Annotated in this window: 14 protein-coding genes; 12 read left to right on the plus strand and 2 right to left on the minus strand. The window is 65.9% G+C overall.

Annotation, left to right across the window (positions count from 1 at the left end; all coding sequences use genetic code 11):
* Positions 1–91 precede the first annotated feature (91 nt).
* The 3 genes from rpsT (at position 92) to Y88_RS10405 (ending at position 3,250) form a co-directional block, all read left to right on the plus strand.
* Complete coding sequence (gene rpsT, locus Y88_RS10395; protein WP_008068954.1) at positions 92–352, plus strand: 30S ribosomal protein S20; 261 nt, start codon at positions 92–94, stop codon at positions 350–352.
* A gap of 517 nt (positions 353–869) precedes the next feature.
* Complete coding sequence (dnaA, locus tag Y88_RS10400) at positions 870–2,390, plus strand: chromosomal replication initiator protein DnaA (RefSeq protein ID WP_008068958.1); 1,521 nt, start codon at positions 870–872, stop codon at positions 2,388–2,390.
* A 101-nt stretch (positions 2,391–2,491) separates the two neighbouring features.
* The gene (locus Y88_RS10405; protein ID WP_008068961.1) at positions 2,492–3,250 is read left to right on the plus strand and encodes a HesA/MoeB/ThiF family protein; all 759 of its coding nucleotides are present in this window, start codon (positions 2,492–2,494) and stop codon (positions 3,248–3,250) included.
* A 7-nt stretch (positions 3,251–3,257) separates the two neighbouring features.
* On the opposite strand, the gene Y88_RS10410 is transcribed toward Y88_RS10405, so the two are convergent.
* Positions 3,258–3,974 (minus strand): NAD-dependent deacylase, encoded by a 717-nt coding sequence (locus tag Y88_RS10410; protein WP_026166912.1) that lies wholly within the window; start codon positions 3,972–3,974, stop codon positions 3,258–3,260.
* Positions 3,975–4,072: 98 nt separating this feature from the next.
* Positions 4,073–5,125, minus strand: a complete 1,053-nt coding sequence (locus tag Y88_RS10415; RefSeq protein ID WP_008068968.1) for an NAD(P)-dependent alcohol dehydrogenase — start codon at positions 5,123–5,125, stop codon at positions 4,073–4,075.
* A gap of 112 nt (positions 5,126–5,237) precedes the next feature.
* Between Y88_RS10415 and Y88_RS10420 the strand changes: the two genes are divergently transcribed.
* The 9 genes from Y88_RS10420 (at position 5,238) to Y88_RS10460 (ending at position 16,178) form a co-directional block, all read left to right on the plus strand.
* Entirely contained in the window at positions 5,238–6,170 is a 933-nt protein-coding gene (locus tag Y88_RS10420) for a LysR family transcriptional regulator (RefSeq protein WP_008068970.1), read from the plus strand.
* 58 nt (positions 6,171–6,228) lie between these two features.
* Positions 6,229–6,918 carry a response regulator transcription factor gene (locus Y88_RS10425; RefSeq protein WP_018075663.1) on the plus strand — a complete coding sequence of 230 codons (690 nt, stop codon included), beginning with the start codon at positions 6,229–6,231 and terminating at the stop codon, positions 6,916–6,918.
* 9 nt (positions 6,919–6,927) lie between these two features.
* A complete protein-coding gene (locus Y88_RS10430; protein WP_008068973.1) occupies positions 6,928–8,370 on the plus strand; it encodes a sensor histidine kinase in 1,443 nt (480 codons plus the stop codon).
* A 48-nt stretch (positions 8,371–8,418) separates the two neighbouring features.
* The gene (locus Y88_RS10435) at positions 8,419–11,676 is read left to right on the plus strand and encodes an efflux RND transporter permease subunit (RefSeq protein WP_198133352.1); all 3,258 of its coding nucleotides are present in this window, start codon (positions 8,419–8,421) and stop codon (positions 11,674–11,676) included.
* On the plus strand, positions 11,669–12,838 hold the full coding sequence (locus Y88_RS10440; RefSeq protein WP_008068977.1) for an efflux RND transporter periplasmic adaptor subunit: 1,170 nt from the start codon (positions 11,669–11,671) through the stop codon (positions 12,836–12,838). Before Y88_RS10435 ends, Y88_RS10440 begins: the two co-directional genes overlap by 8 nt.
* Entirely contained in the window at positions 12,831–14,288 is a 1,458-nt protein-coding gene (locus Y88_RS10445; protein WP_008068979.1) for an efflux transporter outer membrane subunit, read from the plus strand. Before Y88_RS10440 ends, Y88_RS10445 begins: the two co-directional genes overlap by 8 nt.
* A gap of 62 nt (positions 14,289–14,350) precedes the next feature.
* Positions 14,351–15,079: a 4-hydroxy-tetrahydrodipicolinate reductase gene (gene dapB / locus Y88_RS10450; protein WP_008068981.1), complete on the plus strand. Its 729-nt coding sequence runs from the start codon at positions 14,351–14,353 to the stop codon at positions 15,077–15,079.
* A complete protein-coding gene (gene nth, locus Y88_RS10455) occupies positions 15,076–15,768 on the plus strand; it encodes an endonuclease III (protein ID WP_008068983.1) in 693 nt (230 codons plus the stop codon). The genes dapB and nth overlap by 4 nt, the downstream gene beginning before the upstream one ends.
* Complete coding sequence (locus Y88_RS10460) at positions 15,765–16,178, plus strand: hypothetical protein (protein WP_008068985.1); 414 nt, start codon at positions 15,765–15,767, stop codon at positions 16,176–16,178. Before nth ends, Y88_RS10460 begins: the two co-directional genes overlap by 4 nt.
* Positions 16,179–16,216 lie beyond the last annotated feature (38 nt).

Below are 16,216 nucleotides of genomic sequence, written 5' to 3' on the forward strand. Positions count from 1 at the left end.
GGCTGGGGCATGAACCGGATCAACAGGCAGAAACCGAGATTGTTCGGACCGCGCCGAGCGGCCCGCCAGAGGACGAGAAGCGAAGACAGACATGGCCAACACGCCGCAAGCCCGCAAGCGCATCCGCCGCAACGAACGCCGCGCCGAAATCAACGGTGCACGCCTTTCGCGCATCCGCACTTTCGTGAAGAAGGTGGAAACCGCCATCGCCGGTGGTGACAAGACGATCGCATCCGACGCGCTCAAGGCGGCGCAGCCTGAACTGGCTCGTGGCGTTGCCCGTGGCGTGCTTCACAAGAACACTGCCGCGCGCAAGCTGTCGCGCCTGACCAAGCGCGTCGCTGCGCTCTAATTCAGGGTATTTTTACCATCATTCCCGAGTAGTCCCTGTAGACGCACTCAGTGCGTCTACGCGGTTTACAGGACAAAGAGGCTGGCGTGTCGCACGCCGGCCTTTTTTTCGCTCGGCCGATGTCACACTTGTCACAACTCCCCGTTCGGAAAAGTCTCGGTTTTATCGCGATTCGCTGGGGTCATTTTTGCAATATCGTTCAATTTCAATGATTTGAATGATTTCTGCGCCCCTCGATGAGTCAAGCCGGTTTATTTCAATTTCTTTTCGCTCCCCTGCTTGCGAATCCCGTGCGGTCGCCAATAAACAGGGGCAACGGAACACGGCGGGCAGCGCCGCTTCGGCGGAATGGCACCGTGCGGGGATCACACACATTCGCGGCGAATTCATATGAGCCGCAGTTTTGGCATTGGCCGCAAATTGGCCGGTGGCGCTTTCGCGTCGCCGGACAGGGAACAACTGCGCTCGCGTCCGGGGGGCGTTGACGTGAGCGTATCGGAAGGCGGGATCTGAAGACGTGAAGATCGACGAATACATGCAAGGCGGTTCGGGCGGACGCGGCCAATCCCGCGGAACCAGCGAACCCACGCCTTCGCGCAAGGGACGCGAAAGCGCCGCGCGCGATGGCGGGGCCGGTGAAGACCAGGACGCTCTGGATCTGGCCGCCGACTGGGCCGACATCAGCCAGGGCCTCAAGAAGGACCTCGGCTCGCAACTCCACAGCCAGTGGATCAAGCCGATTCAGGTCGGCAGCTTCTGCAAGGAAACGGGCACCCTCGACCTGTTCCTGCCCACCGAATTCTCGGCCAACTGGGTCGCCGACCGCTTTTCCGACCGCCTCTCGCTGGCGTGGAAGATCGCCCGTTCGGAAGTCCGTCAGGTCCGCATCGGCGTCCACCCGCGTCGCCGTGCCATGCCCGACTTGCGCATGCCCGGTGATTCGGCTCCGGCACCGCGCGCGGCAGCACCCGCACCTGCGCCGCTGCCGGTCGATCCGCTGACGGTCGCGACCGCGCACAACGGGCTCGACCCGTCGCTGACGTTTGCCGAATTCGTGACCGGTTCGGGCAACGTGCTCGCCGTCAACGCGGCCCAGCGCATGGCTGCCCTTGAAACGCCGCAGTTCTCGCCGCTCTACCTCAAGGCCTCAACCGGCCAGGGCAAGACGCACCTGCTGCATGCGATCGGCCATGCCTATGCCGCCGCCAAGCCCGGCGCGCGCATCTTCTACTGCTCGGCTGAACGCTTCATGATCGAATTCGTGCAGGCCATGCGCCAGCACGAGATGATCGAGTTCAAGGCGCGCCTGCGCAGCTTTGACCTGCTGCTGGTCGACGACATCCAGTTCATCATCGGCAAGGCCAGCACGCAGGAAGAATTCCTGCACACGATCGACGCGCTGCTGAGCGCGGGCAAGCGTTTGGTGGTTGCGGCCGACCGCGCGCCCCAGGCGCTCGACGGGGTCGAACAGCGCCTGCTGTCGCGCCTGTCGATGGGCCTCGTCGCCGACATCCAGCCTGCCGACATCGAACTGCGTCGCAAGATTCTTCAGCATCGCCTCTCGCGCTTTGCCGCAACGGCCGTGCCCGACGACGTGATCGAGTTCCTCGCCCGGACCATCAACCGCAACGTGCGCGAGCTGGTCGGCGGTCTCAACAAGCTGATCGCCTATGCCCAGCTGACCGGCCAGCCGGTCTCGCTGCAGCTGGCCGAAGAACAGCTCACCGACATTCTCAACGCGAATCGCCGTCGCATCACCATCGATGAGATCCAGCGTGCGGTGTGCCAGTTCTATCGCGTCGACCGCACCGAAATGGCGTCCAAGCGCCGCGCCCGCGCCGTCGTGCGCCCGCGTCAGGTGGCGATGTACCTGGCCAAGGTGCTGACCCCGCGCTCCTACCCCGAAATCGGGCGCAAGTTCGGCGGCCGCGATCACTCCACCGTGATCCATGCCGTTCGCCTGATCGAGGAACTGCGCACGCGCGATGCCGACATGGACGGCGACGTCCGCACGCTGCTGCGCCAGCTCGAAGACTGAGCTCCGCAGACTGCCCAAAGGCAGACCGGCGAAAGAGACAGACGGGGGAGATGCAGGGGGTTTCCTCTCGCATTTCCCCCGTTTCTTTCTATCTAGCGGACATGACTCCCGACCGCCTCGACCGTTTCGCCCGCCATATCGTGCTTCCCGAAGTCGGCGGCGCGGGGCAGGCCCGACTGACGCAAGCCCACGTCGTCCTCGTGGGCATGGGCGGCATCGGCAATCCGGCTTTGCAATATCTTGCCGGGGCCGGAATCGGACACCTGACCCTGATCGACGACGATGTCGTCGAAGCGTCCAATCTCCAGCGCCAGACTCTGTTCACCCCTGCCGATCTCGGCCGGGCCAAAGCGGACGTCGCCGCCGAATGGGTGCGGCGTTTCGATCCCGAGATCCGGGTGACCGTCCATGTCGCGCGAATCGATACCCACAACGCCGCCGACCTGATCGCGGGCGCCGATGTCGTGCTCGACGGTTGCGACAACTTTGCCACCCGGCTTGCCGTCGCCGATGCCTGTGTCCGGGCCGAGATTCCCCTCACCAGCGCAGCCCTTGGCCGGTTTCAGGGGCAGATCGCCAATTTCGCCGGGCATTTGCCCGATCAGGCCTGTTACCGCTGTTTCGTCGGCGATGCCTTCGATGCGCAGGACTGCGACACTTGCGCGGATCTGGGCGTACTCGGCGCGATGGTCGGCACGGTCGGCGCGATGGCCGCGATGCATGCCATGCGCGTCCTGCTCGAAGGGGTTGCGACTCTGGGCGATCCGCAATGGGGACAGCTCCATCTGCTCGACGGCCTTGCCCCTTCGCTGCGCGCGATGCGCATCCCGCGCGACCCGGCCTGCCGTACTTGCGGTTGACGCGCGGTCAGGCGTCCAACAAGCCGTCCACCCAGGCCGGCACGATTTCACTGGCCGCTCCCAACCGGGTTTCATGGAACCAGCCGGAACCCTGGCTGCGTTCGAGATTGAGTTCGAGCGTCGCAAGACCGAGTTCGCGCGCCAGCCGCACGAATCCCGCCGCCGGATAGACCGCGCCCGATGTCCCGATCGACACGAAGAGATCCGCTTCGCTCAGGGCCTCGTGGATCTCGTCCATGCGATAGGGGATTTCGCCGAACCAGACGATGTCGGGCCGCAAGGCGGGGACGCCGCAGGCCGGACAGGCCGGACGATGAATCAACGGCCCGTCCCAACGGCTGCGCGCATCGCACGCCGTGCACCAGGCGCTCAGGTGTTCGCCGTGCATGTGAATGACCCGCAACGATCCGCCGCGTTCGTGAAGATCGTCGACATTCTGGGTGACGAGAGTGACGTCTCCGCCGGGAACCCGCACCGGCCATTCCCGTTCGAGCCGCACCAGCGCGACATGCGCGGGATTGGGCAGCTTGGTCTGAACGGCGGCACGGCGCATGTCATAGAACCGCTGCACCAGTTCGGGATCGCGTGCGAAAGCCTCGGGCGTCGCGACATCCTCGACTCGGTGCTGTTCCCACAGCCCGCCGCCGTCGCGAAAGGTATCGATGCCGCTTTCGGCGGAAATCCCGGCTCCGGTCAGGATGACGATCTTGTGCGGTGTGGTCATGGCCCCTTCATGCCAGAGCGACCGGGCTGCGGTCATCCGGGAAATGGGGCAAAGGGGCGCACGCCCCGGTTTCGCCCGGAGCGTGCGGAGTATGGCAATCAGGCCGCCAGAGTCGCGATGTCGATCACGAAGCGGTAGCGGACGTCGCCCTTGAGCATCCGGGCATAAGCGGTTTCGATATCCGTCCCGGCAATCATCTCGATGTCCGACACGATCCCCTTTTCGGCGCAGAAATCGAGCATTTCCTGCGTTTCGGCGATCCCCCCGATCAGCGATCCGGCAATCGAGCGCCGTCCGAAGATGAGGTTGAAGACCGTCGGGCTGGGATGGGGTTCTTCGGGTGCGCCGACGAGGCACAACGTGCCGTCCCGCTTGAGCAAGGTGACATAGGCATCGAGATCGTGCGAGGCGGCAACGGTATCGAGAATGAAATCGAAGCTGCCCGCATGAGCGGCCATTTCCTCGGCATTGCGCGAGACGATCACGCCCGTCGCACCGAGCGCCAGTGCCGCGTCCCGCTTGGAGGGGCTGGTGGTGAAGGCATAAGTTTCCGCACCAAGCGCACTTGCCAGCTTGATCCCCATGTGACCGAGCCCACCGATCCCGACGATGCCGACTTTCTTGCCCGGCCCGACGTTCCAGTGACGCAGCGGCGACCAGGTGGTGATCCCGGCGCAAAGCAACGGCGCGACCGCCGCCAGCTGTTCGCGCGGGTGGCTGACCTTGAGCACGAAGTCCTGATCGACGACGATCGCTTCGGAATAGCCGCCCATGGTATGCCCCGGCGCATCGGCACAGGGCGAATTGTAGGTCTGCACCATGCCGGTTTCGCAGAACTGCTCCAGCCCGTCGTGACAGGCGCTGCACGTGCGGCAACTGTCGACCATGCAGCCGACACCGACAATGTCGCCCGCCTTGTGCTTGGTCACGTCGCTGCCGACCGCCGTCACTTCGCCGACGATCTCGTGGCCGGGGACGCACGGATAGATGGTGTTGGCCCATTCGTTGCGCGCGGTGTGCAAGTCGGAATGACAGACACCGCAATAGAGAATGCGGATGGCGACATCGCGCGCACCCGGTCCGCGCCGGGGAATCGTCATCGCCGCCACGGGCTGATCGGCCGCGGGCGTGCCAAGGGCATGAACCGTCATCGGTTTTCCTTTTTGCGAAAAGCAGGGAGAGAGGGAGGGACCGGTTCTAGGCGCATTGGCTTGTTTCGATAAGGCGCCTATTGAGACATGCACTTATGCTTGTGGAGCATGAATGAGCGAAGCCGACCATGACCAGCTGCGCGCGTTCCTCGCCGTGGCGCGCGAACGCAGCTTCACCCGCGCCGCCGCCCAGCTGGGCATGTCGCAACCCGTGCTCAGCCGCACGATCGCCGCACTCGAGGCCCGGCTCGGTGTACGCCTGCTCAACCGCACCACGCGATCGGTGGCTCCAACGCTTGCCGGGGAACGCCTCGCCTGCGGGATCGCCCCGCATTTCGAGGCCATTGCCGGGGAACTCGCGGCCCTGAGCGAAAGTTTCACGCGCCCCGCCGGACTTGTCCGCCTGACTGCGGACGAGGATGCCGCCGAACAGGTCGTCTGGCCCCGCCTTGCCCGCATCCTGCCCGCCTATCCCGACATCGAAGTCGAGATCGTGGTCGACAACGGACTGACCGACATCGTCGCGGCCGGGCTCGATGCCGGGATCCGTTCGGGCGACATCATCGAACGCGACATGATCGCGGTGCCGATCGGCCCGGACCTCACCATGACCATGGTTGCGGCCCCTTCCTACATGGCCGGGCGCACGCCGCCTGCACGTCCACAAGACCTGACCCGGCACCGCTGCATCAATATCCGCCTGCCCACGCACGGAGCGGTCTATGCCTGGGAACTGGGCCAGGGCGGACGCGAGACTCGCGTCCGGGTCGCAGGACAAGTGACGTTCAACACCGCCCGCCTCGTGTTGCAGGCCGCTCTCGACGGGTTCGGCATCGCGTTCCTGCCCGCCGGGCGAGTCGCCCCTCATCTTGCCGACGGGACGCTGGTTCCGCTGATGACCGACTGGTCCGAACCTTATCCCGGCTATCACCTCTATTACCCCGGCCATCGCCAGGTTTCCCCTGCCCTGCGCGTCCTCATCGACGAACTCCGCTGGCGCCCGCCCGCACCGGCCCATGTGGCAGGTGAACCCGATTTTACTTGAACCGGCGCGCGCAGACGCCAATTCCCGGACACTGGACCGGAATTTCAACAGGCATATCGTGGCACAGATCCTGGTCGTCGAGGACGACACCGAGACCGCGGCGCTCATCCGCACCGCGCTGGAGGCAGAACATCACACTGTCGTCCATCTGGCCGACGGACGCACGGCGCTCGACCGGCTCGCGGCCGAACGGTTCGACGCGGCGACGGTCGATCGCATGTTGCCCGGCCTTGACGGGCTGACGCTGGTGGCGCGGATGCGCGCACGCCAGATCACGACGCCGGTCCTCGTCATTTCCGCGTTGGGCGATGTCGACGAACGCATTGCCGGGCTGCGCGCGGGCGGCGACGACTATCTCGCGAAACCCTTTTCCCCTGCCGAAATGGTCACCCGCATCGAAGTCCTGCTGCGCCGCGCGCGCGACTATCCCGAAGACGGGTTCCTGCGCGCCGGCCCCCTCGAACTCGATCTGGTCAAGCGCAAGGCCTGGGTCATGGGCGAAGCGGTCGAATTGCTGAACAAGGAATTCCGCCTGCTCGAATTCCTGGTGCGCCATGCCGGACACGTCGTTGCCCGACAGGTCATTTTCGAACAAGTCTGGGGCCGCTATTTCGAAGCGAGCGACAATCTCATCAACGTGCACATCGCCCGCTTGCGCCGCAAACTGGAACGTGCCGACTGGCCCGCCCCGATCGAGACGATCAAGGGCGAAGGCTATCGACTGGCCGTTCCCGACCAGGATGCATAAAACCGGTCGATGCCTCACCCCAAACCCGTTGCACCGCGCCCCGAACCCGTTGCACCACGCCCCGAACCCGTCGCGCCGCGCCCCAAACCCGTCGCGCCGCGCATAGTCGACTTGCGCCACACCAGCGCGTTCCGGCTGACCGCCGGGCTGACAGGGGTCTTCATCGTCGCCGTCGGGGCCTTGCTCTGGCTGTTCTACACCCTGACCATGGACGAATTCACCCGCCGGATCGACCAGACCGTTGTGGGCAAGGCGCACATGCTCGCCGAAACGACCGCCATGGACCATCTCGCCCCGATCACGACGGCGATGCATGATTCGACCAGCGGACTGGAAGCGATTGCCGTCTTTGATCCGCAAGGGCACCTCATTCTGGGCGATCCGGCCCTGTCGCGTCCGTTCCCGATGGGCCGCGTCTTCGAACGCAGCCGGGGTCCGCGCGGGGCTCCGGTACGCGCGCTTGCTCTGCCAACGGCCGACCACATGACCGTGGTCGTCTCGCGCGATGTCTCCCCCATCGTCGACTTGCGCGCGCGGATGCTGACGATCACGCTCGTCAGCGGGGCCGGCGCTGTGGTCTTTGCCCTCCTTGCCGGTATCGCGCTCAGCCGCGGCCCGATCGCGCGCATCCGCCGTTTCCAGTCAGTCGCCACCCGCATCGCCATGGGCGAATTGCAACTGCGTCTCGCCGTCACCCCGCGCAGCGACGAATTCGACATGATCGCCGCGATCATCAACACCATGGTCGAGGAAATCGAGCGCCTGCTGCGTCAGGTGAAAGGCGCGACCGATGCTATTGCCCACGACTTGCGCACGCCGCTCTCGCATGTGCGCACTCGACTCGAACGCCTGGCGCTCTTACCCGGGATCGCCGATGCGCCGGACAGCGAGGCCGCAAAGTTGCTGGCCGGAGCCCGCGACGAACTCGATGCCGCGCTCGACCGCTTTCGCGCGCTCCTGCGCATTTCCGAGCTGGAAGCATCGAGCCGGAATGCCGAATTCGCCCCGCTCGACCCGCTCGAAATGGTCGAAGGCGTGGCAGAACTGTACGAGCCGCTGGCCGAGGAACGCGGCATCGTGCTGCGCGTGGCAGGCCCCCGGGGCCTGTGCATCCAGGCCGACGAGAGGCTGCTGTTCGAAGCGGTCAGCAATCTTGTCGAAAATGCCATCAAGTTCAGCCCGACCGGCGGCACCATCCGCCTTTGCGTCGCGGGCAGGGGCGATACGGTGGACATGTCCGTCACCGACGAGGGGCCCGGCATTCCCGTCGACGAACACGCGCTCGTGCTCGACCGGTTCCAACGCGGCAGCGGCAGTGCAGGCGCGCCGGGATCGGGTCTGGGGCTCAGCCTCGTCGCGGCGATCGTTGCCCTGCACAACTTTGCCCTTCGCCTTGACGACGCGCATCCCGGCCTTGTCGCGCGCATCACCGCCCCGCTGCAGAGGCAGTGAAATTTAGTTTATTTGCCGCGAACGGCCATGCCTGCGCATGGCAAGGGCATGCTGAACCTGGTCAAGATCGCCCTGTCGAAGCCGATCACTTTCGTGGTGATGGCCATTCTGATCATGCTCGGGGGAACGATCGCCTGGGTCACAACCCCGACCGACATCTTTCCCGACATTCGCGTGCCCGTCATTGCGGCGGTGTGGCAATATAACGGCCTCAGCCCGCGCGACATGTCGGGCCGCATCGTCTATTACTACGAGCGCCAGCTGACCGCGACGGTCAACGACATCGACCACATGGAAAGCCAGTCGTACAACGGCATCGGCGTGGTCAAGGTGTTCTTCCGCCCCGGCGTCGACATCCGCACCGCCACGGCCCAGGTCACCGCCGCCTCGCAGACGGTGCTCAAGCAGATGCCGCAGGGGATCACCCCGCCACTGGTGCTCAACTACAACGCCTCGACCGTGCCGATCCTGCAAATGGCGCTGTCCTCGGACACGCTGTCGGAACAGCAGATCTTCGACCTTGCCCAGAACCGGATCCGTTCGGCACTGGCGACGGTTCAGGGCGCGGCGATGCCTTCGCCCTATGGCGGGCGCGTCCGCCAGATCCAGATCGACCTTGACCCCCAGCTTCTTCAGGCGCGGCACCTGTCGGCAACCGATGTCGGCAATGCGCTCGCCGCGCAGAACCAGATCGTACCCGCCGGGACCGCGCGCATCGGCACGTTCGAATACAACGTGCGCCTCAACAATGCGCCCGAAGCGATCGCCGCACTCAATGCGCTGCCCATCAAGACGGTCGACGGCACGACCGTCACCATGCGCGACGTCGCGCATGTTCATGACGGCTCGCCCCCGCAACAGAACGAAGTGCGCGTCGATGGTCGCCGCTCGGTGCTGATGACGCTGCTCAAGGCTGGTTCGGCGTCGACCATCGACATCGTCAACGACGCCAAGGTCGCCATCGACCAGTTGCGCCCCAGCCTTCCCGATGGCCTCAACATCGCGCTCCTGTCCGACCAGTCGCTGTTCGTGAAAGCGGCCATCAACGGGGTCGTGCGCGAAGGCGTCATCGCGGCTGCGCTCACCAGCCTGATGATCCTGCTCTTCCTCGGTTCATGGCGTTCGACCGTCATCATCGCGACCTCGATCCCGCTTGCCATTCTGGCTGCGGTCATGGGGCTGTCGGCGGCGGGCGAAACGCTCAACATCATGACCCTGGGCGGTCTGGCCCTCGCGGTCGGGATCCTCGTCGACGACGCCACCGTCACGATCGAGAACATCAACTGGCACCTCGAACACGGGAAAAGCGTCGAAGCCGCGATTCTCGACGGCGCGAAACAGATCGTTCAGCCCGCTTTCGTCTCGCTGCTGTGCATCTGCATCGCCTTCGTCCCGATGTTCTTTCTGGGCGGGGTTCCGGGTTACCTCTTCGCACCGATGGCCAAGGCGGTGGTCTTTGCCATGATCGCCTCGTTCATCCTGTCGCGCACGCTGGTCCCGACGATGGCCAACTGGCTGCTCAGGGCCCATGCCGGCCCGGCAACAGTACAAGTTGCCGCCAGCCACGACGCCATGGCCGGGCACGAGGCGTCGCACAACATCTTCCGCCGGTTCCAGCACGGGTTCGAAGCCCGCTTCGAAGTCCTGCGCACCGGCTATGTCGGCGTGCTGGCGGCAGCGCTGGCCCATCGGCGCGGCTTTGTCATCGGCTTCCTTGCCGTCGTCCTTGCGAGCTTCGCGCTGGTTCCCTTCCTCGGCCAGGACTTCTTCCCCACCGTCGATTCCGGGCAGATCAGCATCCACGTCCGCGCGCCCACCGGCACCCGGCTGGAAGAAACCGCCGCGCTCTTCGACCATATCGAAGCCCACATTCGCGAAGTCATCCCGGCTTCCGAAACCGCATCGATCGTCGACAACATCGGCATGACCGTGTCGGGCATCAACATGGCCTATTCCAACAACGGCGGGATCGGTCCTCAGGACGGCGACATCCTGATCACGCTCAAGGAAGACCACCACCCCACCGCAAAATACGTCCACGAACTGCGCGGGGACCTGCCCAACCGGTTTCCGGGCAGCACGTTTTCGTTCCTGCCCGCCGACATCGTCAGCCAGATCCTGAACTTCGGCGCGCCCGCCCCCATCGACATCATCGTCTCGGGCCCGGACAACGAAGCGAACGAAGCCTATGCCAACCGCATCATGGGGCCGCTCTCGCATATCGCGGGGATCGCCGACGTCCGCATCCAGCAGCCGAGCAATTACCCGGAACTCAAAGTCGACGTCGACCGCGCCCATGCCGATCGCCTCGGCATCACCGAAAACGACGTGACCCGCGCGCTTTCGGTCAATCTGGCAGGCAGCGGCCAGGTCGCCCCGACGTTCTGGCTCAACCCCAAGACCGGGATTTCCTACCCCATCGTCGTACAGGCGCCGCAGTACCGCGCCGACAGCATCTCCGCGCTCGGCAACGTGCCGGTCACGGGCAGCGCCGGGGCGCAGACGTTCCAGACACTGAGCAATCTCGGCGTGATCCGTGAAAGCCGCACGCCCGCCGTCATCACCCACTATGCCATCCGTCCCGCGATCGACATCTATGCAACGCCAGACGGACGCGACCTGGGGGCCCTTGCCGCCGACATCCACAAAGTGCTCGACGCCACCAAGGCCAATGTACCCAAGGGCGCCACGGTCACTCTGCGCGGACAGGTGCAGACGATGAACGCTGCCTTCTCGGGCCTCCTGCTCGGGCTCGCAGGGGCGGTCGTGCTGATCTACCTGCTGATCGTCGTCAATTTCCAGAGCTGGGTCGATCCGCTGGTGATCGTCTCGGCCCTGCCCGCCGCGCTCGCCGGGATCGTGTGGATGCTGTTTGCCTCGCACACGACGCTCTCGGTCCCCGCGCTGACCGGTGCGATCATGTGCATGGGCGTCGCCACCGCCAACTCGGTTCTGGTGATCAGCTTTGCCCGCGAACGCCTTGCCGAGACCGGCGACGGATTGCGTGCCGCGCTCGAAGCCGGGGCGACCCGTTTCCGCCCGGTGCTGATGACCGCGCTCGCCATGATCATCGGCATGGCGCCGATGGCGCTCGGCCTTGGCGACGGCGGCGAACAGAATGCTCCGCTCGGCCGCGCGGTGATCGGCGGCCTGCTCTTTGCCACGACGGCGACGCTCGTCTTCGTCCCCGTGGTCTTCAGTCTTGCCCATCGCAAGGCCGCGCCGGGTCCGCTCTCCCCCGAGACCGACGCCGAGCGCAGCGACGATACGGGCCATGCCATCCAGAGGGAAACGCTTCATGTCTGATCCACACAGCCTGCCCGATCCCGCGACGGTGCAGCCGCCCCGGGGGCTTGCCCGGACCGGGCTGATCATCGGGGGCCTTGCCCTTGCCGTGGTCGCCGGGGGTCTTGTCCTGCGCCACCACGATGCCGAGGAAGCGCAGGAACGCTCCGACAAGCTGGCGGTGCCCAGCGTCCATCTGGTCCTGCCCGAATCGGCGGGCAAGTCGGACGAGCTCGTCCTGCCCGGCACGATGCAGGCCTGGACTTCGGCCCATATCTACGCCCGCGTCGCCGGCTATGTGCGCGCCTGGTACAAGGACATTGGCGCCACCGTATCCGAAGGCCAGCCGCTCGGCGCGATCGACACGCCCGAACTCGACCAGCAGATCATCCAGGCTCGCGCCACGCTGGTCCGGGCCAAGGCCGAAGCGACCCTCGCCCGGTCCACTTCCGCCCGGTGGAAGGACCTGCTCAAGAGCAACGCCGTCTCGATCCAGGAAACCGACGAAAAGAACGCGGACGCAGCGACGCACAATGCACAAGTGCAGGAAGCCGCCGCCGCGCTTGGCCGCCTGGTCGCCATGAAGGCCTATGCCACCGTCCGCGCACCGTTCAGCGGCATCGTCACCCAGCGCAATTCGGACATCGGCGACCTCGTCGGGCCGGGCGCCGCAACGCAGACCCCGATGTTCGCGATGGTCGACGAACACCGCATGCGCATCTACGTCAACGTGCCCCAGCAATATTCGGCGGCGATGCATGCCGGGCAATCCGCGACCCTGCAGGTCCCCGACTATCCGGGGCACGTGTTCAACGCCACGGTGCTCGACCAGTCGTTCTCGATCAATCCGCAAAGCGGCGCGCTGCAGGTACAGCTCGCCACCGACAATCCCGGCACCCAGCTCAAGGCCGGGGGCTATGCCGAAGTCCATTTCGCCCTGCCGGTTGCCGCCAACCGCGTGACCATCCCGTCCGGCGCGCTGGTCCTGCGCGGTGGCGGAACCCAGGTCGCGACGATCGGCGTCAATGGCCGCATCCACCTTGTCCCGGTCGTGCTGGGCCGCGATCTGGGCGGCAAGGTCGAAGTGGCGGCCGGCCTCACGCCCCAGACCCGCATCGTCGCCAATCCGCCGGATTCGATCAGCGAAGGCGAAGTCGTCAAAGTGGAGGGCTCGCATGGCTGATCGCCGCCCTTCCCCCCGTCTGCTTGTCACCGCGCTCATGCTGGCGACGGGCCTTGCCCTTGCCGGTTGCTCGGGCGCCCCGTCCTATCGCCCGGTTGCGGTCGCAACGCCGCCCGCATTCCGCGAAGACGGGCCCTGGGCCGAAGCGGCACCGGTCGATCCTGCGCTTGGCCGCGACTGGTGGCGAGCTCTCGGCGATCCGCAGCTCGACGCGCTCGAAGCCCGGCTCGAAACCGACAGCCCGACGCTCGCCGTCGCGCTTGCCCGGCGCGAGGAAGCCAATGCCGCCTTGCGCACGGCCCTTGCCGACCGTCTGCCGACAATCGGCACCGGCTCGACGCTGACGTACGATCGCCAGTCCGACGACCGCCCCTTGCGCGGATCGTCACAGGAATCGGAATACGGCGCCAATACCCTGCAAGGCTCGATCAGCTATGAAGTCGACCTGTGGGGCCGGGTCCGCAGCGAAGTCGCCGCCGGACGCGCCAATGCGCAAGCGAGCATCGACGATGTCGAAGCCATTCGCCTCAGCCTTCAGGCCGATCTTGCCAGCCTCTACATTGCCCTGCGCGGGCTCGACGCGGAAACCGAACTGCTGACCGGCACCGTCGATGCCTATGCGCAGGCCGATGCAGTCGTGCGCGCGCGGTTTCGCGGCGGCGTCGCGACCGGGATCGACACCGGCCGCTCGGGCGCCCAGCTCGCCGATGCGCAGGCCCAGCTTGCCGACGTGCGCGCCACCCGCGCGCGGGTCGAACATGCCATCGCCAGCCTTGTCGGTACGCCCGCCTCGGCCTTCTCCTTGCCGCAAGTGACCGGCACGCTCCACCTTGCCGCAATGCCGGTCGGACTGCCTTCGACCCTGTTGCAGCGGCGCCCCGATGTCGCGGCGGCCGAACGGCGCGTCTATGCCGCCAACCGCTCGATCGGGGTCGCCAAGGCGGCCTTCTTCCCGCTGGTCAATCTGGGCGGAACGGGCGGGACCAATGCGACGACGCTCGCCGGGCTCGTCGCCTCGCCCAATGCCTTCTGGGCGCTGGGCCCCACGATCGCCCTGACGGTGTTCGACGGCGGGCGCCGCCATGCCGCGCTGCGCACTGCCCGCGCCAAGTGGGCCGAGGCCAGCGCGACCTATCGCGGCACAGCGCTCAAGGCATTTCAGGAAGTCGAGGACAGCCTGTCCTCGCTCCACCACTACGGTGACGAGGAAAACGCCGAGACCCGGGCGGCAAGCGAAGCGCAACAGGCAGCCGACCTCTCGATGATCCGCTATACCAAGGGGGCGGCGACTTATCTCGACGTCGTCACGGCCCAGACCGCCGCGCTGGCCGCCCGGCGCCGTGCCATCGAGGTTCACACGCTCCACCTCGGCGCGACGGTTTCGCTTGCCCGCGCGGTCGGCGGCGGCTGGTCCGCAACAAACCCGCAAACTCCTCGCAAAGAAGGCTGATCCCGGTTGCGCGGTAGGGGCAAGACGCCCATGAAGCGCACGCAGCGAGACAAGAGGGGCACATGGCGAGAATCGGGATCATCGGCAGCGCGGGACGCATGGGCCAGGCGTTGCAGGCGGCCATCGCAGCGGCCGGACACGACTATGCCGGAGGCGTCGGGCGCGACGGCGATCCCGGCGCGCTGGCAGGGGTCAGCGACGTCCTGATCGACTTTTCCGCGCCCGCCGCGCTCGAATTCACGTGCGAGGCGGCGATCGCGGCGGGCGTGCCGCTGGTCGTGGGCACGACCGGCCTTGAAGAACGCCATCACTGGCTGATCGACGCGGCGGCGGTCTCGATTCCCGTTCTCCAGACCGGCAACACTTCGCTCGGCGTCACCCTGCTCGCCCATCTGGTGCGCGAAGCGGCCCAGCGCCTGGGCGAGGACTGGGACATCGAGATCGTCGAGACTCACCACCGCATGAAAGTCGACGCACCCTCGGGCACGGCCCTGCTTCTGGGCGAAGCGGCCGCCTGCGGTCGCGGCGAACGTCTGAAGGACGTGGAACAGCGCGCACGCGACGGCATTACCGGCAAGCGCGAAGCGGGCACGATCGGCTTTGCCAGCCTGCGCGGCGGCACTGTGGCGGGTGATCACTCGGTCCATTTCCTGGCCGACAACGAACGCCTCGTCCTGTCGCACATGGCCGAAAACCGCGGCATTTTCGCTCGCGGCGCGGTGCGGGCGGCCGAATGGCTGCTTACGCGGACGCCGGGACGCTATTCCATGCCCGAAGTGCTCGACCTTTGAAGCGGGAGCAGATCTTCGAGTTCTTCCACCGGCTCGCCGAAGCCAATCCGGCGCCGGAAACCGAACTCGAATACGGCAATGTCTATCAATTGCTGGTGGCCGTCACGCTCTCGGCACAAGCAACCGACGTCGGCGTCAACAAGGCGACGCGGCGCCTGTTCGAAATCGTGAAGACGCCCGCCGACATGATCGCGCTGGGCGAAGAGGGCCTGAAAGAGCACATCAAGACGATCGGCCTGTTCAATTCCAAGGCGAAGAACGTCATTGCCCTTTCCGAGATCCTCGTGCGCGAGCACGGGGGCGAAGTTCCCGCCGATCGCGACGCGCTGACCGCGCTTCCCGGTGTCGGGCGCAAGACTGCCAATGTCGTGCTCAACTGCGCGTTCGGGGCCGAAACCTTTGCCGTCGACACCCATATCTTCCGGGTGTGCAACCGCACCGGCCTTGCCAAGGGGAAAACCCCGCTCGCGGTCGAGAAGGGCCTCGAGAAAAAAGTGCCCAAGCCCTTTCGCGTGGGCGCGCATCACTGGCTGATCCTGCACGGCCGCTACATCTGCAAGGCAAGAAAGCCGGACTGCGAACGCTGCCCGGTCATTGACCTTTGCGGATACAAGGACAAGATCCTGCCACAGGGGGACAGTCCCGCGACTCCGCAAAAGTCGCGCGCACGCAAGGAGAAGACAGCATGAAGCGGTTCGTCCCGGTTCTCGCCGTCAGCCTCGCCGTCCTCGGTGCCGCCTCTCTCGGAGGTTGCGCCCCGGTTCACGGCGGCGATGACGGCCACGGCAAGAATGTTCCCGCCGCCAAGCCGATCGGCGCGGCGCGCAATTGCATCCCCATCGCCAATATCAGCGAAAGCCGGGTTCAGGACGACTGGACCATCGATTTCCGCGTCGGGGTCCGCGACTGGTATCGCGTGACTTTGCCCCAGCGGTGCAACAGCCTCGCCACCTATCGCACGTTCTCGTACGCGACGAGCCTGAGCGAGCTGTGCAACACCGACATCATCACGGTTCTCGAAACCGGCGGCCCCGGCGGCGGCCCGCGCGGATCGTGCGGCATGGGCATGTTCCAGCCCATCGAGCTGACCAAGAAATAAGCCCCGGTTCCCTTCGGAACCCTCGGAACCCTAGCAAC

This window comes from Novosphingobium nitrogenifigens DSM 19370 (genome assembly GCF_000192575.1).
Classification (GTDB): domain Bacteria; phylum Pseudomonadota; class Alphaproteobacteria; order Sphingomonadales; family Sphingomonadaceae; genus Novosphingobium; species Novosphingobium nitrogenifigens.

Excerpts from the sequence above, each read along its gene's own strand:
- rpsT (WP_008068954.1), top strand. The coding sequence starts at position 92 with ATGGCCAACACGCCGCAAGCCCGCAAGCGCATCCGCCGCAACGAACGC.
- Y88_RS10405 (WP_008068961.1), top strand. The coding sequence starts at position 2,492 with ATGACTCCCGACCGCCTCGACCGTTTCGCCCGCCATATCGTGCTTCCC.
- Y88_RS10410 (WP_026166912.1), bottom strand. The coding sequence starts at position 3,974 with ATGACCACACCGCACAAGATCGTCATCCTGACCGGAGCCGGGATTTCC.
- Y88_RS10415 (WP_008068968.1), bottom strand. The coding sequence starts at position 5,125 with ATGACGGTTCATGCCCTTGGCACGCCCGCGGCCGATCAGCCCGTGGCG.
- Y88_RS10420 (WP_008068970.1), top strand. The coding sequence starts at position 5,238 with ATGAGCGAAGCCGACCATGACCAGCTGCGCGCGTTCCTCGCCGTGGCG.
- Y88_RS10430 (WP_008068973.1), top strand. The coding sequence starts at position 6,928 with ATGCCTCACCCCAAACCCGTTGCACCGCGCCCCGAACCCGTTGCACCA.
- Y88_RS10435 (WP_198133352.1), top strand. The coding sequence starts at position 8,419 with ATGCTGAACCTGGTCAAGATCGCCCTGTCGAAGCCGATCACTTTCGTG.
- Y88_RS10440 (WP_008068977.1), top strand. The coding sequence starts at position 11,669 with ATGTCTGATCCACACAGCCTGCCCGATCCCGCGACGGTGCAGCCGCCC.
- Y88_RS10445 (WP_008068979.1), top strand. The coding sequence starts at position 12,831 with ATGGCTGATCGCCGCCCTTCCCCCCGTCTGCTTGTCACCGCGCTCATG.
- dapB (WP_008068981.1), top strand. The coding sequence starts at position 14,351 with ATGGCGAGAATCGGGATCATCGGCAGCGCGGGACGCATGGGCCAGGCG.
- Y88_RS10460 (WP_008068985.1), top strand. The coding sequence starts at position 15,765 with ATGAAGCGGTTCGTCCCGGTTCTCGCCGTCAGCCTCGCCGTCCTCGGT.